The 25,453-nt window shown below is 59.5% G+C and carries 36 protein-coding genes and 1 tRNA gene; 23 read left to right on the top strand and 14 right to left on the bottom strand.

All coding sequences use genetic code 11. The features are described 5' to 3' along the window. Positions 1 to 16 precede the first annotated feature (16 nt). The 3 genes from RlegSU303_RS15810 (at position 17) to RlegSU303_RS15800 (ending at position 1,391) form a co-directional block, all read left to right on the top strand. Complete coding sequence (locus RlegSU303_RS15810; protein WP_131720191.1) at positions 17 to 439, top strand: secondary thiamine-phosphate synthase enzyme YjbQ; 423 nt, start codon at positions 17 to 19, stop codon at positions 437 to 439. A 121-nt stretch (positions 440 to 560) separates the two neighbouring features. Continuing rightward, positions 561 to 866: a hypothetical protein gene (locus RlegSU303_RS15805; protein WP_003541573.1), complete on the top strand. Its 306-nt coding sequence runs from the start codon at positions 561 to 563 to the stop codon at positions 864 to 866. Positions 867 to 1,043: 177 nt separating this feature from the next. Next, complete coding sequence (locus tag RlegSU303_RS15800; RefSeq protein WP_131720192.1) at positions 1,044 to 1,391, top strand: hypothetical protein; 348 nt, start codon at positions 1,044 to 1,046, stop codon at positions 1,389 to 1,391. A 146-nt stretch (positions 1,392 to 1,537) separates the two neighbouring features. Here the strand turns inward: RlegSU303_RS15800 and RlegSU303_RS15795 are convergent, their stop codons facing one another. Further along, positions 1,538 to 2,278 (bottom strand): SIMPL domain-containing protein, encoded by a 741-nt coding sequence (locus tag RlegSU303_RS15795; protein WP_131720193.1) that lies wholly within the window; start codon positions 2,276 to 2,278, stop codon positions 1,538 to 1,540. 196 nt (positions 2,279 to 2,474) lie between these two features. Here RlegSU303_RS15795 and RlegSU303_RS15790 point away from each other — a divergent pair, with 196 nt between their 5' ends. Continuing rightward, positions 2,475 to 2,921 (top strand): GNAT family N-acetyltransferase, encoded by a 447-nt coding sequence (locus tag RlegSU303_RS15790; RefSeq protein ID WP_131720227.1) that lies wholly within the window; start codon positions 2,475 to 2,477, stop codon positions 2,919 to 2,921. Positions 2,922 to 3,021: 100 nt separating this feature from the next. Here the strand turns inward: RlegSU303_RS15790 and RlegSU303_RS15785 are convergent, their stop codons facing one another. Continuing rightward, positions 3,022 to 3,168, bottom strand: a complete 147-nt coding sequence (locus RlegSU303_RS15785) for a hypothetical protein (protein WP_165507546.1) — start codon at positions 3,166 to 3,168, stop codon at positions 3,022 to 3,024. A 254-nt stretch (positions 3,169 to 3,422) separates the two neighbouring features. On the opposite strand from RlegSU303_RS15785, the gene RlegSU303_RS15780 reads away from it, so the two are divergent. The 4 genes from RlegSU303_RS15780 (at position 3,423) to RlegSU303_RS15770 (ending at position 5,626) form a co-directional block, all read left to right on the top strand. After that, the gene (locus RlegSU303_RS15780; protein WP_131720194.1) at positions 3,423 to 3,623 is read left to right on the top strand and encodes a hypothetical protein; all 201 of its coding nucleotides are present in this window, start codon (positions 3,423 to 3,425) and stop codon (positions 3,621 to 3,623) included. A gap of 140 nt (positions 3,624 to 3,763) precedes the next feature. After that, positions 3,764 to 4,390 carry an outer membrane protein gene (locus RlegSU303_RS15775; protein WP_131720195.1) on the top strand — a complete coding sequence of 209 codons (627 nt, stop codon included), beginning with the start codon at positions 3,764 to 3,766 and terminating at the stop codon, positions 4,388 to 4,390. A 162-nt stretch (positions 4,391 to 4,552) separates the two neighbouring features. After that, positions 4,553 to 4,837 (top strand): trypsin-like peptidase domain-containing protein, encoded by a 285-nt coding sequence (locus tag RlegSU303_RS34380; protein WP_331275220.1) that lies wholly within the window; start codon positions 4,553 to 4,555, stop codon positions 4,835 to 4,837. Between the two features lie 501 nt (positions 4,838 to 5,338). Then, positions 5,339 to 5,626: a hypothetical protein gene (locus tag RlegSU303_RS15770; protein WP_131720196.1), complete on the top strand. Its 288-nt coding sequence runs from the start codon at positions 5,339 to 5,341 to the stop codon at positions 5,624 to 5,626. 52 nt (positions 5,627 to 5,678) lie between these two features. Here RlegSU303_RS15770 and RlegSU303_RS15765 read toward each other — a convergent pair whose 3' ends face one another. After that, positions 5,679 to 5,921 (bottom strand): hypothetical protein, encoded by a 243-nt coding sequence (locus tag RlegSU303_RS15765; protein ID WP_131720197.1) that lies wholly within the window; start codon positions 5,919 to 5,921, stop codon positions 5,679 to 5,681. Here RlegSU303_RS15765 and RlegSU303_RS15760 point away from each other — a divergent pair. Then, a complete protein-coding gene (locus tag RlegSU303_RS15760) occupies positions 5,902 to 6,474 on the top strand; it encodes a hypothetical protein (protein ID WP_131720198.1) in 573 nt (190 codons plus the stop codon). The two genes, RlegSU303_RS15765 and RlegSU303_RS15760, sit on opposite strands and share 20 nt — an antisense overlap. A gap of 181 nt (positions 6,475 to 6,655) precedes the next feature. On the opposite strand, the gene RlegSU303_RS15755 is transcribed toward RlegSU303_RS15760, so the two are convergent. Genes RlegSU303_RS15755 through RlegSU303_RS15745 form a run of 3 tightly spaced genes read right to left on the bottom strand, consistent with a single transcriptional unit; the run spans position 6,656 to position 8,892 of the window. After that, positions 6,656 to 7,534 carry a DUF2971 domain-containing protein gene (locus tag RlegSU303_RS15755; protein ID WP_131720199.1) on the bottom strand — a complete coding sequence of 293 codons (879 nt, stop codon included), beginning with the start codon at positions 7,532 to 7,534 and terminating at the stop codon, positions 6,656 to 6,658. Between the two features lie 51 nt (positions 7,535 to 7,585). Then, positions 7,586 to 7,855: a hypothetical protein gene (locus RlegSU303_RS15750; RefSeq protein WP_131720200.1), complete on the bottom strand. Its 270-nt coding sequence runs from the start codon at positions 7,853 to 7,855 to the stop codon at positions 7,586 to 7,588. A 20-nt stretch (positions 7,856 to 7,875) separates the two neighbouring features. Continuing rightward, positions 7,876 to 8,892, bottom strand: a complete 1,017-nt coding sequence (locus RlegSU303_RS15745; RefSeq protein ID WP_231283212.1) for a hypothetical protein — start codon at positions 8,890 to 8,892, stop codon at positions 7,876 to 7,878. Between RlegSU303_RS15745 and RlegSU303_RS15740 the strand changes: the two genes are divergently transcribed. Continuing rightward, complete coding sequence (locus tag RlegSU303_RS15740) at positions 8,819 to 9,238, top strand: tyrosine-type recombinase/integrase (RefSeq protein WP_131720201.1); 420 nt, start codon at positions 8,819 to 8,821, stop codon at positions 9,236 to 9,238. The two genes, RlegSU303_RS15745 and RlegSU303_RS15740, sit on opposite strands and share 74 nt — an antisense overlap. A 58-nt stretch (positions 9,239 to 9,296) precedes the next feature. On the opposite strand, the gene RlegSU303_RS15735 is transcribed toward RlegSU303_RS15740, so the two are convergent. Continuing rightward, positions 9,297 to 9,372, bottom strand: a tRNA-Ile gene (locus tag RlegSU303_RS15735). A 200-nt stretch (positions 9,373 to 9,572) separates the two neighbouring features. On the opposite strand from RlegSU303_RS15735, the gene RlegSU303_RS15730 reads away from it, so the two are divergent. After that, the gene (locus RlegSU303_RS15730; protein WP_017961379.1) at positions 9,573 to 9,941 is read left to right on the top strand and encodes a response regulator; all 369 of its coding nucleotides are present in this window, start codon (positions 9,573 to 9,575) and stop codon (positions 9,939 to 9,941) included. A gap of 121 nt (positions 9,942 to 10,062) precedes the next feature. Here the strand turns inward: RlegSU303_RS15730 and RlegSU303_RS15725 are convergent, their stop codons facing one another. From RlegSU303_RS15725 to RlegSU303_RS15715, 3 genes are all read right to left on the bottom strand, one after another. After that, positions 10,063 to 10,266, bottom strand: a complete 204-nt coding sequence (locus RlegSU303_RS15725; RefSeq protein WP_003541563.1) for a hypothetical protein — start codon at positions 10,264 to 10,266, stop codon at positions 10,063 to 10,065. Further along, positions 10,263 to 10,928 carry an acyl-homoserine-lactone synthase gene (locus RlegSU303_RS15720; RefSeq protein WP_017961377.1) on the bottom strand — a complete coding sequence of 222 codons (666 nt, stop codon included), beginning with the start codon at positions 10,926 to 10,928 and terminating at the stop codon, positions 10,263 to 10,265. Before RlegSU303_RS15720 ends, RlegSU303_RS15725 begins: the two co-directional genes overlap by 4 nt. A gap of 143 nt (positions 10,929 to 11,071) precedes the next feature. Then, the gene (locus RlegSU303_RS15715; RefSeq protein WP_017961376.1) at positions 11,072 to 11,797 is read right to left on the bottom strand and encodes a LuxR family transcriptional regulator; all 726 of its coding nucleotides are present in this window, start codon (positions 11,795 to 11,797) and stop codon (positions 11,072 to 11,074) included. Between the two features lie 123 nt (positions 11,798 to 11,920). Between RlegSU303_RS15715 and RlegSU303_RS15710 the strand changes: the two genes are divergently transcribed. Both RlegSU303_RS15710 and RlegSU303_RS15705 read left to right on the top strand, forming a co-directional pair. Further along, entirely contained in the window at positions 11,921 to 12,115 is a 195-nt protein-coding gene (locus RlegSU303_RS15710) for a hypothetical protein (protein ID WP_017961375.1), read from the top strand. Positions 12,116 to 12,447: 332 nt separating this feature from the next. Continuing rightward, a complete protein-coding gene (locus RlegSU303_RS15705; protein WP_131720202.1) occupies positions 12,448 to 14,373 on the top strand; it encodes a DUF5054 domain-containing protein in 1,926 nt (641 codons plus the stop codon). An 18-nt stretch (positions 14,374 to 14,391) separates the two neighbouring features. Here the strand turns inward: RlegSU303_RS15705 and RlegSU303_RS15700 are convergent, their stop codons facing one another. Both RlegSU303_RS15700 and RlegSU303_RS15695 read right to left on the bottom strand, forming a co-directional pair. Then, on the bottom strand, positions 14,392 to 14,631 hold the full coding sequence (locus RlegSU303_RS15700; RefSeq protein ID WP_094088723.1) for a DUF2934 domain-containing protein: 240 nt from the start codon (positions 14,629 to 14,631) through the stop codon (positions 14,392 to 14,394). A 19-nt stretch (positions 14,632 to 14,650) separates the two neighbouring features. Then, positions 14,651 to 14,857, bottom strand: a complete 207-nt coding sequence (locus tag RlegSU303_RS15695; protein WP_094088722.1) for a hypothetical protein — start codon at positions 14,855 to 14,857, stop codon at positions 14,651 to 14,653. Between the two features lie 362 nt (positions 14,858 to 15,219). On the opposite strand from RlegSU303_RS15695, the gene RlegSU303_RS15690 reads away from it, so the two are divergent. Then, positions 15,220 to 15,603, top strand: a complete 384-nt coding sequence (locus tag RlegSU303_RS15690; protein WP_025395374.1) for a hypothetical protein — start codon at positions 15,220 to 15,222, stop codon at positions 15,601 to 15,603. Positions 15,604 to 15,823: 220 nt separating this feature from the next. Next, positions 15,824 to 16,237 carry a DUF4174 domain-containing protein gene (locus RlegSU303_RS15685; RefSeq protein ID WP_065280733.1) on the top strand — a complete coding sequence of 138 codons (414 nt, stop codon included), beginning with the start codon at positions 15,824 to 15,826 and terminating at the stop codon, positions 16,235 to 16,237. Positions 16,238 to 16,302: 65 nt separating this feature from the next. On the opposite strand, the gene RlegSU303_RS15680 is transcribed toward RlegSU303_RS15685, so the two are convergent. After that, positions 16,303 to 17,013: a GntR family transcriptional regulator gene (locus RlegSU303_RS15680; RefSeq protein WP_094088720.1), complete on the bottom strand. Its 711-nt coding sequence runs from the start codon at positions 17,011 to 17,013 to the stop codon at positions 16,303 to 16,305. Positions 17,014 to 17,280: 267 nt separating this feature from the next. Here RlegSU303_RS15680 and RlegSU303_RS15675 point away from each other — a divergent pair, with 267 nt between their 5' ends. The 8 genes from RlegSU303_RS15675 (at position 17,281) to RlegSU303_RS15640 (ending at position 24,048) form a co-directional block, all read left to right on the top strand. Next, on the top strand, positions 17,281 to 18,369 hold the full coding sequence (locus RlegSU303_RS15675; protein WP_131720203.1) for an ABC transporter ATP-binding protein: 1,089 nt from the start codon (positions 17,281 to 17,283) through the stop codon (positions 18,367 to 18,369). Positions 18,370 to 18,423: 54 nt separating this feature from the next. After that, entirely contained in the window at positions 18,424 to 19,722 is a 1,299-nt protein-coding gene (locus RlegSU303_RS15670) for an ABC transporter substrate-binding protein (RefSeq protein ID WP_017961367.1), read from the top strand. 161 nt (positions 19,723 to 19,883) lie between these two features. Beyond that, a complete protein-coding gene (locus RlegSU303_RS15665; RefSeq protein WP_017961366.1) occupies positions 19,884 to 20,798 on the top strand; it encodes an ABC transporter permease in 915 nt (304 codons plus the stop codon). Position 20,799: 1 nt separating this feature from the next. Beyond that, positions 20,800 to 21,621, top strand: coding sequence for an ABC transporter permease (locus tag RlegSU303_RS15660; RefSeq protein ID WP_017961365.1), 822 nt, complete (start codon positions 20,800 to 20,802; stop codon positions 21,619 to 21,621). Position 21,622: 1 nt separating this feature from the next. Next, complete coding sequence (locus tag RlegSU303_RS15655; protein WP_017961364.1) at positions 21,623 to 22,366, top strand: aspartate/glutamate racemase family protein; 744 nt, start codon at positions 21,623 to 21,625, stop codon at positions 22,364 to 22,366. Positions 22,367 to 22,370: 4 nt separating this feature from the next. Beyond that, positions 22,371 to 22,982 carry a flavin reductase family protein gene (locus RlegSU303_RS15650; RefSeq protein ID WP_094088716.1) on the top strand — a complete coding sequence of 204 codons (612 nt, stop codon included), beginning with the start codon at positions 22,371 to 22,373 and terminating at the stop codon, positions 22,980 to 22,982. Between the two features lie 189 nt (positions 22,983 to 23,171). Further along, the gene (locus RlegSU303_RS15645; protein ID WP_131720204.1) at positions 23,172 to 23,660 is read left to right on the top strand and encodes a heme-degrading domain-containing protein; all 489 of its coding nucleotides are present in this window, start codon (positions 23,172 to 23,174) and stop codon (positions 23,658 to 23,660) included. A gap of 1 nt (position 23,661) precedes the next feature. Further along, entirely contained in the window at positions 23,662 to 24,048 is a 387-nt protein-coding gene (locus RlegSU303_RS15640; RefSeq protein ID WP_131720205.1) for a hypothetical protein, read from the top strand. Positions 24,049 to 24,159: 111 nt separating this feature from the next. Here RlegSU303_RS15640 and RlegSU303_RS15635 read toward each other — a convergent pair whose 3' ends face one another. After that, positions 24,160 to 25,419 carry an AGE family epimerase/isomerase gene (locus tag RlegSU303_RS15635; RefSeq protein ID WP_131709949.1) on the bottom strand — a complete coding sequence of 420 codons (1,260 nt, stop codon included), beginning with the start codon at positions 25,417 to 25,419 and terminating at the stop codon, positions 24,160 to 24,162. Positions 25,420 to 25,453 lie beyond the last annotated feature (34 nt).

The raw sequence follows: 25,453 nt of genomic DNA, 5'->3' as shown, positions 1-25,453 counted from the left end.
CGAAGCGGAGAGCGCCTTGCCCCAGACGATCCTCACCTTGTCCACACGCGGACAGGGCCTTTACGAGTTCACCCACCAAGCGGAGGCCTTCGTCAGCGCGTCGGCGCAAGAGGAGGGGCTTCTCACGGTCTTCGTGCGCCACACATCCTGCTCGCTGCTGATCCAGGAAAATGCCGATCCCGATGTGCGCACCGATCTTCTCTCCTTCTTCCGCCGCCTCGTGCCGCCGGCCTCCGATCCCGAGATGGGCTGGGTCGTGCACAGGGCCGAGGGGCCGGACGACATGCCGGCGCATATCAAGGCGGCGCTGACGCAGGTCTCGATCGGCATTCCCGTCGCCAGGGGGCGGTTGATGCTCGGCACCTGGCAGGGGCTCTATCTCTTTGAACATCGAGACCGGCCGCACCGGCGCGAAATCGTGCTGCATCTCAGCGATTGAAAGAGTTAATCGTTGTGAATGCAAACTGAATGCCCGGTTCGAACGCCATTCAGTTTGCTGGGTCTACTGTCGAGACAATCCCTGAAGGGAGAGCTTGGAATTCAATCGACGGAGACATCCCATGACGCATTTCCTGACCAAGGCTTCGCTTGCGGCTTTGCTCGCCCTCTGCACTATTCCGGCCACTGTTTCCACGGCGGCCGCCGCCGGACCGCAGACGAACTTCGTCGTCGAGGCGCAGTATCATCGCCCGATCCGCGGCTGCTCGCCGATGCACGCGGTGCGCAAGGCGCGTGATTTCGGCCTGCGGAGAGCCCATATCACCCGCATGTCGCCGCGCGTTGTCGTCGTCGCAGGACGCGACCGCCGCGGCTGGGACAGGATCACCTTCGCGAATGTCCGCGGCTGCCCGCTGATCCGGCGCTGAGGACTGCGGCCGGAGGCGCCGATGCGGCGCTTCCGGTCCGTTTTTGCCTTGACGGTGACACTTTCAGCCGTCTCTTCTCTGACCTGTATGAGTGATTCCCAAATGACGCTTCGGCGTCATGCGGAGTAATGGGAGGGCGGCTCGACCGGCCCGACTTTCAAACGAAAAGGTTTTTCGATGATGCAGTTTCTGGCAAAGGCGGGTCTTGCCGTCATGCTGACAGCCGGTACTCTTGCCGGTACGGTGGCCCCGGCCGCAGCGCAGTTGAATATCATTATTGGCGAGCCGGACCGTGGTCCGCCGCAGGATTACCGCCGTCCGCCTCCGCCGCGAGGCTACGGCCGCCCGTCGCGCGGCTGCAATCCGCAGCTTGCCGAAAACCTCGCCCGGGATTACGGCTTGCGCCGCGCCCGGGTTGTCGACATCACCCCGCGCCGCGTGATCGTCCAGGGCTGGACGCGTCGCGGTCCCGATGAAATGAGCTTCGGCAATGTGCGGGGTTGCCCCGCCCTGCGCCGCCGCTAATCAATGGAAGAAAACGCCGCCCCGTCTCCCCGATGCGGCGGCTAAGAACCGCCTTTGCCCGTCTCCCCGGATCGGCAAGGGCGGTTTTCTTTTTGAAAATCTTTTTACAGCGCCGCGCATCTGAAAAGACGCGCGGCACTTTCATTTTATTGCTCGATCGCGAAGGTCACGGTGACGCTGACATTGTAATTATTCTCGCCGCCCTGGACGGGAACGGCAGCGTCGGAGGCCTCCTTCATCATCGTGGCGCGATAGACCGGCTGCGGCATTGCGCGCGGCACATTCTCGTTGATCTCGAGAATGCGGCCGAGCTTGACGCCGGCGGCTTCACTCAGCGTCTTCGCCCTCTTGACGGCATCGGCGACGGCGGCCTTGCGTGCCTCTTCGATCGCGGCGTCCGGCTTGTCGTTGGTGAACTGGATTTCGCCGCCCTGGTTGATGCCGAGGCTGACGGACTGGTCGATCACCGCGCCGAGCTTGGCGAGATCGCGCAGCCTGACGGTGACCGAATTGATGGTCTGGTAGCCGATCAGCTGCGGCTGCTGCTGTTGGCCGTCGACCGGCTGCGGATAATTGTATTGCGGCTGGATGGAAAAGCCCGAGGTCTGGAGGTCGCGCTCGGCGATGCCGCCGCTCTTCAGCGCGGCAAGCACGTCGTTCATCGCCTTGTTATTCTCATCGAGCGCTTCGCGGGCGGTTTTCGCCTGCTTGACGACGGCGAGATTGACGACAGCCATATCGGGAGCGACGGAGGATTCGCCATCGCCGGTCACCGAAATCACCGGCTCTCGCGGCTTTGCCTCCTGCGCGAAGGCGGGCGCTGCGGCGGCAAGCGGCAGCGCCAGAAGGGCGGTCATCAGGACAGTTTTGGTATAAATCGGCGCCATGTTTTCATTCCTTGGTTGTCGTTTCCCGGAACAGCTTTCTGTCGGTTGATTGTGAAGCTATTGCGGCGGAAAAGACAGGCGCATGCGTAGCGAGAGAAAAATCTAAGGGGCGCCTGCGTTGGAGCTTGAACCCGGAGGCCGTCCGCCGACCTTAAAAGCCGAAACGGCTGGATCGGAACCGACGGCTCACTATTATCTGGCGATCATCGACGACGAGGAAGCAATGTTCGAAACGCTCGATCCCGTCCCGTCCGAGATCGCCACCGCGATTTCCAATGGCCTGAACGCCTTCAACGAGAGCGCTGAGATCAGACGCGAGGCTTTTGCCATCGTCTGGCGGGAAAACGGAAGGCTTGTCGCCGCAATAACGGCGTCCGTTTCCTTCTCGGTTCTTTTCATCGGCAATCTGTGGGTCGAAAAATCGCTGCGCCTGAGCGGCATCGGCCGGAAACTGATGGCGGCGGCGGAAGAAGAAGGACGCCGCCGCGCCGCCGTCACGGCCTGTGTCGACACACTCTCGACCCAGGCCCCGGACTTTTACCCGAGGCTCGGATATGTCGAATTCGGCAGGATCAGCGGACATGCCGGAGGCCGGCCCGTTGACCGGATCTGGTTCCGGAAGGAATTTTCCGCCGCAACTTGATCAGAAGCCGCTGGCGGCTTCCCATCAGATATCAACTGGAATGACATTGGAGGACATAATCGCGGGAGCAGACGAGTCTGTTGACTCGCCAATTGTCCTACTAGGCGCCGAAATCGTCCATGAACGATGGGTGGATGGCGGGCTTGCGCTCCTCGCGTGCGTTCCGAATACGTTGGGGAACAGCGCCGAGACCGGCGACGAAACGGGTGAGGAGATTGCGGTGGAAAAGTTTCTGTATGGCACTCATGGCAGTTCACTCATTCTTTTTTTTGTTAGCCGGCAGCATATATTTTGCCCAGGCTGCCATAACAATGGGCAATTTTGCATGACAGTTATGTGACAGTGCATGGCTTGAGGGTGGCTGGCCTAAAAGGTGATCACATTGGCGTTAGAAACGCTCGTCGAGGGCGGTCGGCTGCTATAAATCCTCGTCTGTGGTCGCCGTGGCGTGGTAGATTGCCCGCTTGGGGTAAAACCATGCCCTCCGAAGGAGAAGCTCAGATGAACCGATTTTTCGCATTTATCGCGACCGGAACGCTGATCAGCCTTGCTACGATCATTTCGGGTTGCACTTCGTCCGGAAGCGTCGACCAGACGTCGTCGATCGGCGGCGGTTATGGCGGTTATTATGAGCGTCAGCCGCTTAATCCCGCGTGTGGGGGTGGATTTAGACCTAGCGACGGGCGGTCTTGCAGTTATTAGGTGGCGCGATACTTGTCACGACCACTTTGGCGCATATGTTCTCTAATCGTATAGCTCTGCGAGTGCGTCTTTAGCGTTACAGCTATTTGTTGAGTTGGGCTGTATCCTCTGGCGTGTTGTAAGGCATGGGGTAAACGAAAATGAAGCTAACGATCGCCACCACTTTTCTAGCACTTGTCGCAACGACCGCGTTTGCGGCGGATGCCGTAGAGGACATCCCGGCCGCACCTGTTGCGGCTGCGCCGGCTTTCACCTGGTCAGGTCCTTATCTCGGTATCGATGGCGGCGCCAGCTGGCTAAACGGTGACTTCAGCGTCGGCGGGGCCAGCGATTCTCAGGATTTCAACGGCGGCGTCTTCGGTGGTTTTGTGGGTTACAATTTCCAGTTCGACAACAACTTCGTTGTCGGTATCGAGGGCAACCTCGAACACAACTGGAACGAAGAGGAAGCGCTGGGGGCGGACGTTGGGACCGATTGGGCCGGCGCTGTTCGTGGCCGTGTCGGCTACGCCTTCGACAGAGCGTTGCTTTACGGCGCAGCTGGTTGGACCGCGACGCGCGGATACGTGGACGCGCCGGGGTTTGACAAAGAAACGGAAACCTTCAACGGTTACACCGTCGGCGCTGGCGTCGACTTTGCCATCACCAACAACATCTTCGCCCGCGGCGAGTATCGGTATAATGACTTCGGCGAGAAAGACATTCTCGGCGTTGATGTCGACCTCGACCAGCACGAACTCAAGTTCGGAATCGGCGTGAAGTTCTAAGAACTGTCTGTCGGATCAGCAGGACGAAGGCCCCGCCGAAAAAGCGGGGCTTTTGCGTTTCATGACAATGCCAACAAAATCCTTCGATTAAGCCTGACTGCAAGAGTTGGTTGAAAAGCGCTCGGTCAAAGGTTTAAGCTCCAGACAACTGGGGATACACTAATGGTAACCGTGCGTCGCTCGATCTTGAGCGCCTTCTTTTCCGCTGCCCTTGCTTCCACATGCCTTGCCGATGCCCCGACGTCGTCGGGTACCGGTTTCGCAGTAACCCCGGATGGCTGGCTGCTAACAAACGCGCACGTCGCCCAGGGATGCAAGCGCATCGAAATAAAGGGCAGGGGTGACGCCGCTGATCCCCGGATTGACGCCACGAACGATCTAGCTCTGGTCAGGATCGAAGCAGCGAAGCCGTTGCAACCACTTGTCTGTCGCCATAGCAGATGTTGAACGGATGCTATCGGAGACACTTGCCGCATCATTCTGACGAACCGAGCAGCGGTTCAGAGCCGGCTTTCTAAAAATGATGCATCCTTGCTGGGAGAGAACCGCGGAAGATTTTCGGTAGAGTCTCGACGACGAGTAGCTGCATCCGTCGCTCCATCCGCGACCCCGTAGTCAACGCGTGGGCTCAAGCGGTGTTCTTCAAACTCTGGAACGTAGCGTCAAAATTGCGGATTCGCCTGCGGCTACATGGGGACAACTGCAAAAATGGTGGGCCCGGAGGGCCGGGACGAAGCCTGCAATTCAACTGTTTAGGAGCACGGTTAGCCCGTTGCCTTCGCGTTATGTTCCAACCGGGTTGGCTAACCAACCCCGGCTGTTCCTTTCCTCACTGTCCCTAGAGCCCACGCAATCCACAACCTCTGATAAATTTTGGGCTTGATGGAATCGGTTTTTACTGCGCGTCTTAGTTTCGTTGTCCATCAGAACGCAAATGGAGACGCCACGATGCCGCAGGACACAATAAACGTTGATGGCTGGCTAGAACTATTCAAGGATACCCAGTTAACGGTTTGGTTTGTAGAACAGCCGCAAGCCAAACTGCAGGGCCAATGGGTTGGTCACCATATCTACGATTCAATCGAGGCCGCTGTTAAAGCGGTGAGCGACGATGCCGGCAATCACTTCGGGTATGACATGTTCGTCCATGCGCCTGGCGGGGACAAACACGTATCGCAGAGAGAACTCGCCGCGCTGATTGGGATCTACCGGCGTGAAGAAACGAGCCGCCAGTGACCAACGTTCTGTACCACTACTGCTCCACTCATTCGTTCGAAGCGATTGTGCGTCACAGCAGCATCAGGATGTCGTCCTTGACAATGTCGAACGACACCAGGAAGGGAAGTGGTTGACCCGCGTCCTGAGTGAGCTTTGCGATCGAACGCCGGTGGTGAAGTTCCGAAAAGCTGAAGTATTCGACTATGCCGACGCGATCTTGAACAACGTTGACGGCCTTGGGTTCTGCCTCTCGGAGAGCGAGGATATGTTGAGTCAATGGCGGGGTTATGCCGATGACGGACGTGCTTTGCATCGGTTTTGATCGCGAGGTGCTTTCGGAATACGGCGGCCGGCTAGACGCTGAAGGTGTCAGAGCCTTTCAAATGTTCAAAGTCGAATATGATTTCGAACTGCAAATCGAAGCACTGAGGCCAGTCTTCAGTGAAATCGTTCCAGCTGTTGAAAACGACCGCTTAAGACCCGTATTTCAGAGCTTGATCGAAAGTGACGAGGAGTTTGCCGCACGCCGAACCGAATATCAAAAGAATCTTCCAGAGATCATGATGAAGATGATTGCGCTCGTTAGCCCCATGTATCGGATGAAAAATCCAGCGTTTAGGGAGGAAGTCGAGCATCGCTTGGTAGTGCCTGTGCTCCATGCGTCAGATAAGGACCTTGAATATCGGGCGGCGAGCGATCGTTTGGTGCCATTCAGAACGATAAATTTGGAGCGACAGAAAAAGGCAATAGTTTCTGTGACCGTTGGCCCCAAGAACATCACCACGAGCGACGTGGTGCGTGGCTTCCTACGCCACATGAACTACCCTGAAGTTGAGGTGAAGCGCTCCGAAGCTACCTATCGGTAACCCGGAACGACGTTAGCTAAAAAGCCACAATCGAGCGATCTTCCATTCTCGAACCCGATCTCCTCGAAGCTCAAATCGCGCAGGTGAAGGTGATGGCTATCACCGACCAGTCTTCGGCAGATGAAGCCCAAAGCCCTTGAAATCAAACCTGTTGAGGATCCGCAGTCCTTTCGGGACAGCTTTAGCGCATGGGCGAACCCATCAATAAAGACTTGCTTATGGGCTTATCAAACCCGGCGAGGTCGCAGAAATCTCGCACGGCTGCTTCAAACCATGCTGGGGCGGTAGGTGAGATCTTAATTTCCAGGACGAGTTCATCAAGGTCACAAGCGAAGATATTCCCCATTGGGGGCACAATTTTATAGTGATCTTCATGCGACTTCGGTTGCCACATCAATTTGGGCTGGCCATTCCATAACATCCAGACTTGTTCATCACCGATCGAGGTATCCCAATGAAGGAGACGCACTTCGCGTTCATGCGCAAAGCTCAATCGTTTAGAGATGATCGGTGTGAATGCGTTTTCGAGATCGAGCAAGTCCTTCTCATAATCGATGTAGTTGACTAAGCCGCACATGATATCGCCGCTAGCGCTCGAAAGTGCGCCGCTGATCCTGCTGAGGTTACTGACGATCGCTATTCCAAAACTGTCTTCAGCGTATAGCTTCCACATCGCCGCGGATTCATATTCCGATTGATGCCAGCAATTGATGAAATACTCTTTGGTGGACCGCAAGACGTGACGGATTAACTCGTTTTGGCCGGAAATATGTCGCTGAAGCTTACTCGCCAGAGGTTCGTTTTCATCGTGGCTATAGCGAGCGCGTTGTATCCTCTGCCGGATATCAGAAGGCAGGGTATCGATAGACCAATCACGATGAGCGAAATTGCCAGCCGGAAGCGCCCCTTCATATGGATCATCGCGGCTGAGATGATAGACGTTCGAAAAGAACAGAGCTTTGGTTGTGATAAGAGAAACAAACTTCGGAAAATTAGTGTAGCGCCATAATTTGGCATCGCGGGGTGGCTGTTTGAAGATGGGGTGTTCTGTGATCGGCATGGCATCTCAACGATTCTGACAATCAACCTTATCAAGACGCTCAAACCGAGTTCATGCAAGCGGGCTAAATTGGACGTGGTCGAGGATGCCTCCATCAATCGGCCGGCCATCCTCGAATCGGATCTCCTCAAGGTCCTTAAGCAGAGCCGCGCGCTGTGCGCGGCTCATTGCCGATCGCCCGGCATATTCGCTGCGATCAATGATGCCACCGACCTGGCCACGCTTGAGCTGCAGCACCTTGCCGATCGTTGCATAGGAATAGCCGATCAGCCAAAGAACGCAGGCCACATATTTCGCCCGGTCTTGGTGATGTCCGGACATGGCTAATGCCGCACTCCCATCTAAGGCTCGCTTCCGCTATCGATCGCATAGAGCACCTGCTCGTAGCCCGACAGAGTTCCGATGGTCAGAGATCCGCCTAAGCTGATGCCGGCGCCGATAAGGCCGGTTGCTACACTAGCGGCAGCCCCGACCGGGATGGCGAGCACCGTGCCCACAAGCCAAGGAGCTGCAACCGCCGCAACAAGGGCGACGACAAGGCCGGCGATCGCGCGCAAAGCACCCTTGCCCGGCACCTTGACGATGACAACGGAGAAACCTGGCTTCACGCGCACGCGCGCCCAATTCCGCTGTTCGATCACATGGCCGGCAATTGAGACATGCAGCCGCGGCGGCTCCAGCCCGCAGCAAGCGATAATCTCTTCAACCGACAGGCCTGCCGGCACCGCGATATGCTCGCGTTTCTGTCGCAGCGGTGAACGACGGATATAGACGTCAATCACCTCGTCCGGGAGCAGCACTTCCCCGTTGTCGATCGTGACGAGCTGGTTCACCCCGCGACCTCCTGACCATCCGGCAGGCTCATCGGCAGCGAAGGATTCGACCGGCCGGCCGAGCTTGTCCGGCCAGGTGCAGAGCCTTTCGACGGTAACGCCATGCTCGGTAATCGTGGTGAGATCACAGTGACCGCCCACGAAATGTAAGGGTGTGGACATCCCGAACATGACCGCCCTTTTTGTGCGGGCGATAGCCATGAAGCTTGCTCCGAACCGGGCGAAGAAATCGGGCTTGGCGACTTCGGAGGGCGAGATCCCATGACGCGCCAAATCTTCGTGGGTAAGGCCGATGCCGTTTTGAACGTCATTGCCCGGGTGGACGAGCTTGAAAGGAGGGCAAACACCTTCCCGATCATGGCAAAATAGCAGCCAGTGTTGCGGACCTGCGGCCTTGGAAAATCCATGGCTTGGAAACCGTCGGTCGGACGTTTCTCGCTTGACGTGGCCGATGTTCAATTTCGACCGGGGCCAGGTGGTGATCAGGACAAAGAAAGGCGACAAAGAGCTGGTCTTGCCGATCACGCCGATGCTGCTGGAGATCCTTGCGCCGCTCGATCGAACGACGGATTTCGTTCTGATGAACGCCTATGGCAATCCATACAGCGAGAAGTCCCTTACCGGCATGATGGCGCACTGGACAAAGATGGCGGGCATGGCAGCCGGATGCACTTTGCACGGGCTCCGAAAATCTCTTGGCAAGCTGCTTGCCGAGGGAGGCGCCAGCACTCGCCAGTTGATGGAAACCCTCGGACATGACGATATCGAGCGTGCGGAACTCTACAGCCGGGAGGCCTCACAGGCGATTCTGGCCAAAGACGGGATGAGCAAGGTGACACGACTTGTGCAGGGCAAAAAGAGGCGTGGCTAACCGTCCGGCTAACCCTACCGGCTAACCGCCATTTAAAGCCTTGAAAGGTAAAGAAAAATGGTGGGCCCGGAGGGACTCGAACCCCCAACCAAGCGGTTATGAGCCGCCGGCTCTAACCATTGAGCTACAGGCCCTGGCGTCGGGTGTCCGGCGCTTGGGTGCCGGGGCAATGGTTCCCGCAGCACGGTTTCCGCTCTAACGCAAATCCGGGGGAGCCACAAGCGGTGAGCGCAAGCATCTGTGGACGATGCATATTTCGTGGGCAGCCACTGGAACCTTCTCGCGCGGGCTACACTTATCCAAGTCACATTCCGCATGAAGAGGGCGATCGCAGATGGTGGCTTCGAACAGTGCCGTGGTGCTCATCGTGGAGGATGAACCGCTGATCCGGTTCAATATTCTCGATGTGCTGGAAGAGGTCGGTCATGTGGCGCTGGAAGCGGCGAATGCCGACGAAGCTCTGGTGGTGCTGAAGGGCAGGCAGGATGTCGATATCCTGTTCACCGACGTCAATATGGCCGGTTCGATGGACGGTCTCCAGCTTGCCAATCGGGTGAGGGCGATGCGACCGAATATCGGCATCATCATCACCTCGGGCATGGTGCGGCTCGATCCGATGGCGCTGCCCGCCAATACCGCCTTCCTGCCGAAGCCCTACATGCACGATACGCTGGTTTCGACGATCGATTCTCTGATGACGTAACGGCAAACCCTGATGACAGGACAGGGGCGCGCAGCCGCAAAACGGGGACTGTTTTTGCGGCTGCGCGAGAGGCGCCGGGAGACATGCTCGTCTTCAGGCGGGGCGGAGGGGAACCACACCCTCAGCTGAAGCTGCTCTTCAGCGCCTCGTTCTCGTGATGGGCCTTCTTCTCGTAGATCGTGAACAGCGCCATCGAAAGGAGATAGGAGAGGAAGGGATCCCCTATCTGCGTGGCGATGTCGCGGGATGCGAGAACATGGCGCTCGAGAGCGCCGATATCCTTCTGTATTGCGGTCTGCGTGGCGGTTTCAGCGAGGCGATTCATGCTGCCATCTCCAGGAATTGGGTCACGACCGAGCGGGCCGGCACGTGCCTGACATAAAGGGGTAGGGTGAGGCCGAGGGCGGCGCGCATCTTGCGCAGCACCCGGTCCGAGACTTCGAAGGCGCCGCAGCAGACGGGGTATTTGCCGTAGCCGTCTGCACGGCCGAGTTCTTCCACTTCGGCGCCGGCGCGCTTGTAGACGCGCTTGAGATAGGGCTCGTAGTTGGAAATCATCGTATGGATGCCGTGATCGAGCGCGCATTCGCAAAGCGCAAGCAGCATCATGGAGAAGGCGCGGCCGGCGTCGATACCGGGGAAATCCTTGGCGATCGCCTCCTCGTCGATGCACATGCGCGTGCCTTCCCAGATGCCGGGGGCAATCAGATTGGCGGCATCGGGAAACGTCTCGCGGAAGACGTCGTAGAGAAGGGTCGGTCCTGTCGTCGGCATCAGGCGCATGCCGCCATAGAGGCGGGTGCGGCTGTCGTTGCACCAGACGAGGTAAGCTGGGGCGAGCGAATCGTAGCTGTCGCGTTCGTAAGGGCCGATGACGGGAACGTCCCAGCCGAGCGTATCGGCGAAGACCTTCTTGCGCAGGCGAAACATCTGGTCGAGTACGGCAGCGTATTTCTGATACTCATGTGCCTGAATGATAACGAACATTTTGCCCTCCAGCGTTTTCAAGTTCGTGGAAAGCAGAATGGTTCAAGCGGGCCGGTTCGGAAATTCCCTCAGATGGGCCCCCTCAGATGAGGGGGGCGCATATCGCGCAAAAGTGTGCAGCGGTTTTGCGACAACGCCATGCGCTAGGGATTGATGATGCGCAATTGCACGGCCCGCGAAGCGGCGGCCGAGATCGTGGCGCAGCCGAGTTTGAAGCGGGCGGTCTTCAGATAATCGCGCGTGGTGTGCTCCGATATGCCGAGGATCACCGAAATATCCTTGTAATCCTTGCCCAGCGCCGTCCAGTGCAGACATTCGATCTCGCGCGGCGACAATGCCGGCACCGGATCGTTTTCACCATGCAGCTCGTAGACGGCCTTGCGGTGGATGAGATGGGCGATCTCGATCCATTCGTTGCGGCAGCGGCGGACGAGTTCGGCCCATTCTTCCGCCGGTATGCGGGCATTCAGCGACAAGAGCGCGCGGCGCTGCGCCTTGTCGGCAACGGGAATGGAGTAGCCGTTGCCGCCGATACCGTGCTTCTGGGCATCGACCAGCATGGCATAGGCCTCCGGCGTCGGCTCGACCTCGCTCCAATCGAAGGGCAGCTGGCGTTCGAAGCCCTGCTTGACGATCGGATCGACCTTCACATAGCTGTTCAGGAGGTAGCGGGAGACCCAGGCATCCGGGTAGGTGGTGCGCACGAAGGGCGAATCGATCTTGGCCGCGATCGTCTGGGCGAGATGGTAGGTGACGAAATCCAGGCCATATTCCGCCTGGAGAATGCGGATGGCGGCATCCACATTGGCCGCAGCCTTGATCTGTTCGAAAGCGGACTCGAACTTTTCGCTGTAGGTATTCTCAATCATTTCCACTGCCCCAATCCCCTCAATCCTACCGCGAGCGCTGTCATAAATACAAGGCATCCCCACATATGCGGGGAATGACAATCCGGGTCCCATCTGCTAGCGCCTTTCATGAGGAGACCTCATATGGACAGCAAGAGACCATTCGCGATTGCCGAATGCCAACAGGCCGCCAAGGGCCTGAAATCCAGCTGGCAGGACATGGCAGGCTCCGAAGCGCTGATTCGCGCGCTCGTTGCCGAACGCAACGGCGACACGCCGCTGGCGCTGTTCTGGACCGAGGTTCACCGGGCGCTCTGCCAGGAAACCAACGCCTTCTGATAATCGGCTTCCCCGAAGGGCTCAGGCTTTTCTCCTTGGCTAAACAGCGCACCACCCGGGCGCGGCAGCAAGGAAGTCCCGCCGCCTTTCTATATAATTATCGATGAACACGTCTTCATTCTTGTCGCGATTCGATTCTACGATGAAAGCGTCGGACGATAGCGTTTTCGGATATATGGTTAATAAACCCGCACGATTTCATCGATTTGTGCCAAAACGGGTTGACGAAGAATTTGCGGCAGGAGCAATGATGTTTGTGGAAACGGTTACACACCTGTGCCGCTACTGGCTGCAGAGTGTCTCGACTGTCATCACCGATGTAGTGGAATGGAATGACTGAAAAGCGCGTGCATCTGGTTTTCAAGACCCATCTCGATATCGGCTTTACCGACCATGCCGAGAAAGTCCGCCGGCAATATCACGAGCGCTTCATTCCGCAGGCGATCGAAACCGCCAAGCATTTTCATGCCGAAAATCCCGACGAGCCGAAATTCATCTGGACGACGGGCGCCTGGCTGATCTGGGACCATCTGAATTCGCGCTCGGCGGGAGAGGTGGCAGCGCTGGAACAGGCGATCGAGCGCGGGCTGATCCGCTGGCACGGCCTGCCGTTCACCACGCATACGGAGCTGATGTCGCCTGACCTTTTCCGGGCCGGGCTTTCCTATTCGCAGGAGCTCGACCGGCGCTTCGGCAAGACGACAATCGCGGCGAAGATGACCGATGTGCCCGGCCATACGCTCGGCATGGTGCCGCTGCTTTCCGAAGCGGGCATCCGCTTCCTGCATCTCGGCGTCAATACGGCCTCACCGCCGCCCGATGTGCCCGACATCTTCCGCTGGCGGACGCCCGGCGGCGAGGAAGTGGTCGTCATGTACCAGCGCTCCTATGGCGAGACCTGTTTCCCCGACGGTTTCGAGGACGGGCTGAGTTTTGCCCATACCAACGACAATATGGGGCCGCAGAGCGTGCCGCAGACGGCCGAGGCCTATCGCGAATTACGCGCCCGCGAGCCGGATGCGGTCATCCGCGCGGCGACGCTCGAGGATTACGGCGCCATTCTCTGGAGCGAGCGCGAGCGTTTCCCTGTCATCGAGCTGGAACTCGGCGACAGCTGGATCCATGGCAGCGGCAGCGATCCGGTGAAGACGGCGCGGTTCCTCGCGCTGCAGCGGCTCTACGACCGCTTCGCGGCGGATGGGCTCGACGCGCGGCGTCTCGCCTTCGGGCGCGGACTGGCGATGGTGGCCGAGCATACCTGCGGCGTCGATATCAAATCCTATCTGCGCGACGACAAGGCGTGGTCGCGGGCCGATTTCGAGGCCGCGCGCCGATCCGATTATCGCTTTGCCTATACCGAAGCCTCATGGGACGAGCAGCGCGCCTATCTCGACCAGGCGGTCTCGGAACTCGACGAGACGGACCGGAAGGCGGCCCAGGCCGTGCTTGCCGAATTCACTACCCCTGCCGTGATCGAGGGCGGTGGACGGGAGCTCCGTCTGCAGACCGGTGGCTGGTCGATCGCGCTCGACGGTGCGAGCGGCGATGTGGCCGAAATCACCTCGCCCTCCGGCCGGACGATCTCCGGCCGCGACGGCTCGCTGATCGCCTATCGATATGAGAGCTACGATGCCGGCGACGTTACCAGGCACATGGAAACCTACCTGACCCATCGCCAGGAATGGGCGGTGCTCGACCATGACAAGCCGGGGCTTGCCCGGTCGGGGGCAGCACTTTCTAAGGTTTTTCTGCCGAAGCTGGAAGCGACTGATGGGGCGGACATCCTTCTGTCGATGCCGGCCGAGGCCGTGCAGAAATACGGCGCGCCGCCGCATGTGATGCTGCATTTCACCGCCGAGGGCGATCGTCTCGACCTGCGTCTGACGTTGCATGACAAGCCGGCCAACCGCATGCCGGAGGCAAGCTTCCTCTCCTTCACGCCTGATGGTGCGGGGGACTGGAATTTCCGCAAGATGGGCCTCTGGCACCAATCCGGGAATATTGCGACGAGCGGCGGCGGGCAATTACAGGCGGTGACATCAGCACGCGGTGATCTTGCCGAGGGTCCGCTGACGATCGAAACCTTCGATGCGCCGCTGGTTGCGCCGCAAAGCTCAGATTTCATGACGTTTTGCAGGACGCTGCCGGACTTTGCCGCCGGCATCCGCTTCAATCTGCACAACAATAAGTGGGGAACCAATTTCCCGATGTGGTGGCAGGGAGATTTTCAGGCGCGCTTCCGGCTCAGCCTGAGCTGAGCCGGCACCAGGGAAGGGTCAGCCGACCTTTGTCGAAGGATTGACCCAGTCCTGACGTGGCGCTTCGGGCCGCTGCGGTTTCGGACGAAACTTCACCAGCACCTCGCGACCATCGACAGAGGCCTGCGTGCGCTCCAGCGCCTCGCGTTCGGCAACTGCCTGGCGCCAGTGCTCGTCGTCGCGGCCATCAGGCCGGCCCTGTTCTTCCCAGATCGCGTAAGCTCTTTTGCTGATCCATTCGTGGCGGCTGTCGCTCATCGATCCATTCCATTCAGTGTTATTCGGCAATTCTGTCCTGCAGGATCGGCGGCCGGCGCTTGGCTGCCATCAGCAGGTCGAGTTCGATCGAGGAGGGCCCGAAACGGGTGAACAGACTTTCTGCCTGCTCGCCGCGCAGGCCATATTTGGTGGCGAATTCATCAAGGCTATAGGGACGGCCGCGCAGGATCCTGCTTCGGCGCTCCGGTTCACGGATTTGCGTCATTGGTGGTAACCCCAGTGTGTTTTGCGAATCGTGAGAACAAAACAGATTACAGCCATAAAAGTTCCGTGATTTTTCAGGGTTTTTTCGCCTCGCCGTGCCATTCCGGAGCGATCTCGGGCGAGTGGCATAGATTTTTAAGGCTGGCGTGCTCGGAGAAAATTTCGTCTAAAACACGCAAGAATATCAGCGTGTTATGGAATTCGCTTCCATGGTGGCGGATAAATGGGCTTTACCCCGGCGCGTTACTCTATAGAATCAATAGTGTTATTCGGTTCGCAGGGGGCAGCAAAACGTTCCGTTCCCCGCGTTGGCGCGACCGATACCGGAGGACTTTGGCTTCAACCCATCAAGAGGAGACAGACATGATGAATGCACTGCCGCCACTTCATGACGGCCACGCGCCGTTCAACCTCCAGCAGCTGTTTCGCGAAGCGCTCTACGCCTTCGAGGAATGGGACAGCGAATTGACCGAACCGATCGTGACCCACGAAGGACGGGTCATCCCCATCAGCTTCGTTTTCGAAGCCATGCGCGAATGCACCGACATCGTGCCGATGAACATCGTCGGCGCCGTCACCGAACGGCTGACCAAGCCGTGGGAGGGCGAAGGCCCGCTCGACCAGATGACCTTCTCGACGGCGGCGCGTGTCATGCGCGTTTTGGTGCGCAAGCGCCTTCACGTCACTGGGGCTGCGGATCTCGTCGCCGTTTCGGCCCACGCGTCCGAAGACCAGGGCCGCGACTGACAAAGTGAGGATCGCGGCCATGGCTGCGATCCTTTTCCGCTTTTTGGCGGAACCTCGCTTATTCCCAGCCGTTTAATTCGGCAGGCACAGCCCGCCACTACAGCGCCCTTTTCGACAGTCGCAAAGGGCGCTGTAGCACTTCGAATTGCTGCATAATCTATCCTTAAATCGATCCCGATTTAAGAATTATGCAGTGGTGACGGGCGAGGAATGAAGCACCATGCTAAAATCTATTGTTCATGAAATCATCGGTACACCCAGGCGTGAGCCTGACCTTCCGCAATCGCTCGAGCAGTTTCGCGACAGGAAACGGGTGCTGATCATCTTTGCCGATGCGCAAGATGACCGCGCGCTGATCCAGGACGAATGGCTGCGCAAGGCGCATATGCGCTTGATCGAGGAAGACGTCGAGGTGTTCAGCATCGCCGGCGGCGGCGCGTTTGCGCTGTTCGACGATGACTGGGAACTCGATGCCGACGATATTCGCGATCGGCTGCAGGGACCGCCGTCCGGCGAGTTTGGGCTGATCCTGATCGGACGCGACGGAACCGTCAAGCTGCGCTCGAGCGAGCCGATGAGCGCCGAGGATATCTTCGCTGCCTTCGAGATGTTGCCGAAGAAGACGCCTTGGTAGCGTTTCGAGAGTTCGCTTGAAGCAGGGCGCGGTGGATCATCTGCGTCCCCGTGTCTTTTGCATGTTCAGAGTTCGAAGGCTTCCTTGAGGCCCAGGCTCTTGCGTTCGCGCAGGTCGAGGTCGGCCTCGATATGGGCGATGTGATGCAGCATCAGCTGGCAGGCGCGGTCGAGTTCGTCGGCTTCGATCGCCGAGATGATGTCACCATGTTCGGAATGGCCGCAGCTCGATGCGGTCGACTGGCCGTAGAGCGCAATCACCAGAGACGAGCGGGCGACAAGCTCTTCCATGAAGCGCTGCATGATTGAGTTCCCCGATATGGCCGCCAGCATCAAATGAAAATCGCCCGATGCCTTGATTTCGGCGCGGCGCGCCGTCTGGCCACGCTCGCTCATCAGGCGGCCTTCTTCCAGCAGAAGCTGTCGCAGATGGGTAATGTCATCAGGCGTGATCCGCGCCGCTGCCTCGCGCAAAATGCCGGGTTCAACCAGCCGGCGGGCGGAAAAGATCTGGCGAGCCTCATCAGGCGAGGGATAGGCGACGAAGGCGCCGCGGTTCTTCTCGACGCTGACAAGACCTTCATAGGACAGCGCCTGCAGGGCGGCGCGGGCAAGCGTGCGGCTAACGTTGAAGAGATTGCCGACATCGCTTTCCGAAAGCTTGGTGCCGGGCGAGAGCCTGCGCTCGACGATCGCTTCGCGAATGGCATCGCGGATCTGTTGCGCGCCTGTTTCGGCGGAGTCTTCGGCCTGCTGAGCCTTGGCGGCGGATTTCATGAAATTTATTTCCTGATGGTCGGCAAACCATACCCGGCTTCGCGGCAAAAGTTAAACAGAATTTGTGCCCGAAATGGCGGCAAGATTGTATACGATGTTTTGCACAAATTGCGCACGATAGCCTAAATCATGTGCAGATAGCGTTGCGCCTCTAATTTGCTCTCTCAATTACGATTTTGATAAAATCCTTATTTCGCAATGGCTTCCTGCAAGCAACGGAGTCTGGCACGGCAGATGCATCGTCTTTTCCGAACAGGGGAAGGCATGATGTCGAAAGCGGCAGAGATCGATATAATATCCGTTTCGAAGGTCTATGGCGCGACGACGGCGGTCCATGCGATCAGCCTGAAGATTCCGGCCGGCTCCTATTGCTGCTTCCTCGGCCCGTCGGGCTGCGGCAAGACTTCGACGCTGCGCATGATCGCCGGCCATGAGAGCATCTCGTCGGGCGATATCAGGCTCGGCAATGTCGTCGTCACCGATTTTCCGCCGGCCAGGCGCGGCACGGCGATGATGTTCCAGTCCTACGCGCTTTTCCCGCATCTCGATTTGATCGACAACGTCGCCTTCAGCCTGAAGATGAAGGGTGTCGATAAGCAAGAGCGGCAGGCCAAGGCGCTCGAGATGCTGAAGCTGATGCAGATGGAGGCCTATGCCACCAGGCGTCCGGCCCAGCTTTCCGGCGGCCAGCAACAGCGCGTGGCGCTAGCGCGCGCGTTGATCACCGATCCGGAAGCGCTGCTGCTCGACGAGCCGCTGTCGGCGCTCGATCCGTTCCTGAAGATCCGCATGCGTGCCGAACTCAAGAAACTCCAGAAGTCGCTCGGCATCACCTTCGTGCACGTCACCCACAGCCAGGAAGAGGCAATGGCGCTCGCCGACGTTATCGTCATCATGAATGACGGCCGGATCGAGCAGGCGGCAGCCCCGCGCGAGGTCTTCGAGCGGCCGGCGACGGCCTTCGTCGCGCGGTTCATGGGCGACCACAACGTGCTGTCCGGCCGGGTGACCTCGAGCGAGAACGGCGTGCTCGTCATGACCGTGCCGGAAGGCCAGAGCTTTTCCGTGCGCGGGACGGGCAGGGAAGTCGGAGAGCCCGTCGATATCGGTATCCGCACCGACCGCGTGCGCCTGCAGGTGGCGACCGAATGGACGCTCGGCTTCGACGGCATCGTCTCCAACATCGAATATCGCGGCTCTTCCGTGAAGATCACCGTTATCGGCGCCGGCAGCGACGACTTCACCGTCATTGCCGACGACGGCGAATATTTCGCCCGACCGGTCGCCGTCGGCGACACCGTCTCGCTCAGCTGGGCGCTCGAGGATGCCGTGCTTCTCGGCCGCTCTTCCGCATGAGCCATCACCATCAAGAACACTGAACCTTCCATATCCAAGAAAAGGGGAACTGACATGACGACTGAAACGACATCGACCAAGGCGGAGAAGGGGCTTTCCCGCCGCGCGCTGCTGAAGACGGGTGCTGCCGCCGTCGGCGCCATCGCCGGCTCCGGCGCCATCACCGGCTTTCCCACCATCTGGGCGCAGACGAACATCACGCTTCGCCAGTTCGGCACCGGCGTTTCGAACATCAATGCCATCGCCGAGAAGTGCAAGGCCGATCTCGGCATCACGCTGGAGATGACGGCGACCGATTCCGACGCCGCCGCCCAGCGCGCCGTCACCCAGCCCGACAGCTACGACATCGCCGACATCGAATACTGGATCGCCAAGAAGGTGTTCCCGACCGGCGTCATGCAGCCGATGGACGTCAAGAAGCTGAAATATTACGACAAGATCGTGCCGCTGTTCATCAACGGCAAGCTGAAGGCAGACAGCGTCATCGCCCAAGGCACGGCGCCGCACACGGTCGGCTTCGTCGAAGCGCAGGATTCCAAGAAGTTCGCCAAGGAGGCGACGCAGTGGATGACGATGGTTCCGACCATCTACAATGCCGACACGCTCGGTATTCGCCCCGATCTCGTGGGCCGCGACATCACCAGCTGGGCCGACATCATGGATCCGAAGTTCAAGGGCAAGACCTCGATCCTCAACATTCCGTCGATCGGCATCATGGATGCCGCGATGATCATGGAAGCCATGGGCAACATCAAATATGCCGACAAGGGCAACATGACCAAGGAAGAGATCGACAAGACGATCGAATTCCTGATCAAGGCCAAGGGCGACGGCCAGTTCCGCGCCTTCTGGAAGAGCTTCGACGAGTCGGTGAACCTGATGGCGTCGGGCGAAGTCGTCATCCAGTCCATGTGGTCGCCGGCCGTCGCCGCCGTCCGCTCCAAGGGCATCGCCTGCAAGTATCAGCCGCTCAAGGAAGGCTATCGCGCCTGGGGCGGCGGTCTCGGCCTTGCTTCGCACCTCAAGGGCGCGCAGCTCGACGCCGCCTATGAATACATCAACTGGTACACATCGGGCTGGGTCGGTGGCTATCTCAACCGCCAGGGTTACTATTCCGCCTGCATGGACACCGCCAAGAACTTTATGACGGCGGACGAGTGGGGCTACTGGATCGAGGGCAAGGCTGCAACCGGCGACATCATGTCGCCTGAGGGCAAGGTCATGGAGAAGGCCGGCGCCGTTCGCGACGGCGGCTCCTTCGAAGCCCGCATGGGTGCGGTCGCCTGCTGGAACTCGGTGATGGACGAAGACCGCTACATGGTCCGCCGCTGGAACGAGTTCATCGCGGCCTAAGGCCAAGTAGGCGTTTATCGCCTTCCCCTCAACCCTCCCCACAAGGGGGAGGGAGCCCGGCGAGGGTGCGGCAAAACTCTCCCTCCCCCTTGTGGGGAGGGTTGGGGAGGGGTCTTTGATGATCCCTCCTTTCATTACTTCGACGAACGAAAGGGTAAGGGATGGCGACCATCGCAGCGGAAACGGAGGAGGATGGCCAGGGCGCGCGCGGCGGGCGCGGACTGAGGCTTTCCCCATCTGCGATATCCTATCTCCAGGCGACGCCGCTGTTCGTCATTCTTGGCTTGTTCTTCCTGCTGCCGATCGCGATGATCGCGGTCGTCAGCTTCTGGGACTACGACTTTGCCGGTCTCTATCCCGATTTCCTGACGATGAACTACACCGACACGCTCGGTTCGTGGGTGACGTGGAAGATCTATCTCAACACGCTGAAATTCACCGCGATCGTCTGGGCGCTGACGCTCGTCATCGGTTTCTGGGTCGCCTATTTCCTGGCCTTCCACATCCGCAAGACATCGACGCAGATGATCCTCTTCCTTGTCTGCACCGTGCCGTTCATGACGTCGAACATCATCCGCATGATCTCGTGGATCCCGGTGCTCGGGCGCAACGGCCTCGTCAATTCGACGCTGATCAAGATGGGCATCATCCCGCAGCCGATCGAATGGCTGCTCTATTCCGATTTCGCCGTCGTGCTCGCCATGGTGCATCTCTATACGCTGTTCATGGTGACGCCGATCTTCAACACGCTGATGCGCATCGACCGGTCGCTGTTCGAGGCGGCGCGCGATGCCGGCGCGTCGGGCTGGCAGGTGCTGTGGAATGTCGTCATCCCGCTCGCCAAACCCGGCATGGCGATCGGCACGATCTTCGTCGTCACGCTCGTCATGGCTGACTTTTCTACGGTGCAGGTGATGTCCGGCGGCCAGAGCGCCTCGGTGGCGCTGATGATGAAGAACCAGATGTCGCTGCTGCAATATCCGGCCGCTGCCGCCAATGCCGTGGTGCTGCTCGCCGTCGTGCTGTTGATGGTCGCGGCCATCCTGCGCGTCGTCGACATCCGCAAGGAGCTTTGAGATGAGCCACGAAAAACGCGGCCTGGAATTCTACCTGCTGGCGCTCTTCTTCGTCATCTTCGTGTTGTTTCTCTACGGCCCGCTTTCGGCAATCCTGATCCTCTCCTTCCAGGGGCCGGACGGCGGCCTGACCTTCCCGATGAACGGCGTTTCCACGCACTGGTTCTTCAACCTGTTCGAGAAGCAGGCGGTCGGCGATTTCGGCGCTTCTTTCCGGCGCTCCTTCACCCTCGGGCTGATGGTGATGGCGGTGACCGTCGTCGTCTCGCTGCTCGCCGGCCTTGCCTTCCGCCGCCGTTTCCGCGGTTCGACCGCGCTGTTCTATGCCACGGTCGCAAGTCTCGTCGTGCCGTCGATCATCATCTCGCTCGGCATCGGTGTCGTCTTTCAGGAGGGAGGGCTGAAACCCGCCTGGTATTCGTCGGCCTTCGGTGCCCATCTGACCTGGACGCTGCCCTTCGGCGTGCTGATCATGTTTGCCGTCTTCAACCGTTTCTCGCCGGCCTATGAAGAGGCGGCGCGCGACCTTGGCGCCAGCTCCTGGCAGACGTTCCGCCATGTCGTGCTGCCGATGATCGCGCCGAGCCTCGTCGGCGTCGGCCTGTTCGGCTTCACGCTCTCCTATGACGAATTCGCCCGCACGCTGATGACATCAGGCACCTACAACACGTTGCCGCTCGAAATCTACGGCATGACGACCAATGTCACGACGCCGGTGCTCTATGCGCTCGGCACGGTGACGACGCTGTTTTCCTTCACCATCATTCTCGTAGCGCTCGGCATCATGACGATGCTCAGCCGGCGGCAGGCAAAGATTAACTGACATGCGCATCCTCATCGTCAATCCGAACACCACGGCCTCCATGACCGAGAAGGCCGCCACCGCCGCGCGTGCTGTGGCGGCATCCGGCACGGAGATCATCGCGGCCACTTCGCGCATGGGGCCGGTTTCCATCGAGGGACACTACGACGGGGCCTTAGCGATCCCCGGCCTGCTCGCCGAACTCAAGGAGCGGCAGACGGCGGGCTATGACGCGGCTGTTATCGCCTGTTTCGACGATACCGGGCTCGAAGCGGCGCGAACCTTTGCCGATGTGCCGATCCTCGGGCTTTGCGAATCCGCCGTGGTGACGGCGGGCTTCCTGGCGCAGCGCTTCACCGTGGTGACGACGCTGGAGCGCTCGCGGGTGCTGATCGACAATCTGGTGCGCCGCTACGGCATGGGCGACCGTGCCAAGGTGCGCGCTTCCGACATCCCGGTGCTGGAGCTGGAAGATGCAGGCTCGGGCGCGATCGGCAAGCTCAGAGCCGAGATCGAGCGGGCGCTTTTGGAAGACGGCGCCGAGGCGATCGTGCTCGGCTGTGCCGGCATGACCGATCTGGCGCGAGAACTGCAGGAAATCTACGGCGTGCCGGTCGTCGATGGCGTCGCGGCCGCCGTCAAGCAGGCCGAAACGCTGGTGTCGCTCGGACTTTCCACCAGCAAGCGCGGCTCCTACGCCTCGCCACTGCCGAAACCTTTTACCGGGGCGATGAGCGGCTTCTCGCCGATCCTGAAGGTCGGCTGAATCGATGTCCGTTTCCTTCGATTTCAAGCAGCTCAGCGAGCGTGAACGCTACAAGCTGATGATCGGCACGATCATTCCGCGGCCGATCGCGTTGGTGACGACGGTCGACGAGAACGGCCGGATCAATGCGGCGCCCTTCAGTTTCTTCAACTGCCTTTCGGCCGACCCGCCGATCCTTGCGATCGGAGTCGAGAACAATGCCGACATGTCGTTCAAGGACACCGGCCACAATATCCGCATGACCGAGGTGTTCACGGTCAATATCGTCTCCTTCGCGATCGCCGAGGCGATGCATGTCTGCGGCGCCAGATATCCGCGCGGTGTCGACGAGTTGAAGGAGGCGGGCCTCACGGCGATGCCGGGCGAGAAGGTGGCCTCGCCCTTCATCGCCGAGGCGCCGGCCGCCTTTGAATGCCGGCGGCATGTAACGCTGGAGCTCGGCCGCTCGCGGCAGATCGTCATGGGCGAGATCGTTTACGCGCATTACCGCGACGGGGTGGTCGATCCGGAGAGGCTGCATGTCGATCCGGCTGCGGTCGATGCCATTGCAAGGCTTGGCGGCGATAGCTGCGCCACCATCCGCGACCGTTTCGAGATGATGACACCGAAGCTTTGACATAGAGCATTTCCGTTTTCTTCGAGTCTCGAAAATGCGCTATCTCTTTGTCTTCGCGCAATTCCGGACGCAGAACCGCTGCGCAGTTTTGTTGGAATTGCTCCAGGGATAGCCCCAAGTTTTTGCTTTACTTTTTTGCTCCCCGCGAGAATGGTCTGCACGGATCATCGCGCAAGAGGAACGCTCATCATGACAATCGAGGACGATCTCAGCCGGATCGTGGAGCAGGAGAAAGTGCTGAGCTTCGACGCCTTCGACCTGACGACGGCATGGCAGCTCGGCAAACTCCTGCAGGAACTCGCCACCGAGCGCGGCCTCGGCATTGCGATCGACGTGACCCTGCATTCGATGCCCGTTTTCTATGCGGCACTTCCAGGTGTGACGCCTGATAACGTCAATTGGGTCCGGCGCAAGCGCAACATGGTGCTGCGTTATTTCCGCAGCAGCTATGCCTCCGGCCTGAAGCTGCAGAAGGACGGTAAGACGGTCGAGGATAACGGACTTTGCGGCGCCGACTATGCGCCGCATGGCGGCAGTTTCCCGATCAACGTCAAAGGCACCGGCTGCATCGGCGCCGTCACCGTCTCCGGCCTGCCGCAGCGCGACGACCACAATCTCGCGGTCGAGGCGCTGGCACTGATGCTGGCCAAGGATCTGGATTCGCTGCGGCTCGCCTGAGATGGCTGCAATTTCCGGCAAGCGCCGCATGGGTGATGGCTACGAGCCGCATGTCGATGATATCGATGGAAGGCTGATCTATTCGCTTCCCGTCGATTCCGGCCATGTCAGCCTGTCGTTCGAATATGAGATCGAGGCCGGCGATCTGGCTGTGCTGCTCGATGACGCCTATCGCCGGGCGGTCCTGCATTGGGTTCTTCACACCAAGCTTCAGCGCACGATCACCGGCATGGCCGTGGAGATATCGCAAGCCGATTTTCGTGCGCTCTTGTCGGAGATATTCCATTCGCCGATCGACGACGTGGAGCGGATGATCGAGGCCGTGAACCGCCAGCACAATATTCGTTTGCAATATTATATTCGTGTGGATCTGGCGCAGGAGCGCTGACGATGCTTTTCGCTCGTCATGCTCGGCCTTGTGCCGAGCATCTGCCGCGCTATCCGTAGATCCTCGGCACAAGGCTGAGAATGACGTCTCTTGCCGGTGAGGCCGTTCGCCTCAGAGCTTGCCGCCAGCCTCAGTGATGCCCTTCGTCAGGCTGCCCGTCGCCGGGAAAAGCGGGATGAGACAGGCCTGCAGCGCGTGGTAGATATCGCCCTTACCGGGGAAGAGAGAGTGAGAGGGAACGAGATCCTCCGTCAGCTCCTCATGCCAGCCGCCGTTCTTGTGGTCGATGAAGGCGCGCTCGATCACGTTCCAGATCTTGCGGTAGCTCTCTTCATGGAAATCACTCGGCAGGTGCTCGTTGAGGAAATGTGCGGCAGCCGCACCTTCGCAGGCTGGCCACCAGAGCTTGTTGCGCTTGGCGGGCTTGTCGTCCCAATCGAGCGTATAGAAGAAGCCGCCCTTGTCGTTGTCCCAGCCGAGCGCCATGGATTGCGCAAAGAGGGCCTTCGCCGCATCCGGCATCCATTCGATCCGTTTGCCGCCGAGCGCCCAGAGCTGCAGGATGAGGCGGGCCCATTCCAGCCAGTGGCCGGGCGTTGTGCCGGCCGGGCGGAACATTTCGTTCGGATGATAGTAAGTCTTGTCGAGGTTCCATTCGGCGTCGAAATGCTCGGCGACGCGCCAGTCGACCGAACCGGCCAAACGGCGGATGACGAGATCGGCGATGCTTTCGGCCTTGGTGAGGTACTGCCTGTCGCCGGTGGCTTCGAAGGCGGCCATCAGCGCTTCGGTCAGGTGCATGTTGGAGTTCTGGCCGCGATAGGCGCCGCCATCGAGCGGCTGCCAGTCGGCGGTGAATTCCTCGGCGATCGCGCCGTGCTTGGCTTCCCAGAACTTCGTGTTGAGGATCTCGGTGATATCGGCCAGCATGCCGTCGGCCAGCGGATGGCCGATCGTCTTTGCCGATGAGGCGGCGAGCAGCACGAAAGCATGGCCATAGCCCTGCTTGTTGGAATCGACAGGACCGTCATTGTTGAGCGACCAGAAATAGCCGCCATTTTTCCGGTCGCGGTGGTGGTTCCAGATATAGTCCATGCCGTGGCCGACGACATCGGCTGCACCTGGGCGGCCGAGCAGAGCACCGATCGAGAAGCAATGCACGGCGCGCGCCGCAATATGGATGCCGCGAACCTGGCTCTCGGCATCGAGAGGCCTGCCTTCGTCGTCGAGATCGTAGAAGCCGCCCTTGGGGTTGACCGAATTGTGCTGGAAGAAATCGAAGAGACCGTTCGCCTGGGTCAGCAGCCAGCTGCGGTGATAGGTGCGGGTCGTCCAGTTTCCAAGCACGGCGTTGCCTGTTGCGGGTGCCATGATGCTCCTCCGATTTCGTGCACAAAGCGTGGTA

This window comes from Rhizobium sp. SU303, from assembly GCF_021052345.1.
GTDB lineage: Bacteria > Pseudomonadota > Alphaproteobacteria > Rhizobiales > Rhizobiaceae > Rhizobium > Rhizobium laguerreae.
This window is presented reverse-complemented; position numbering and strand designations above follow the sequence as displayed.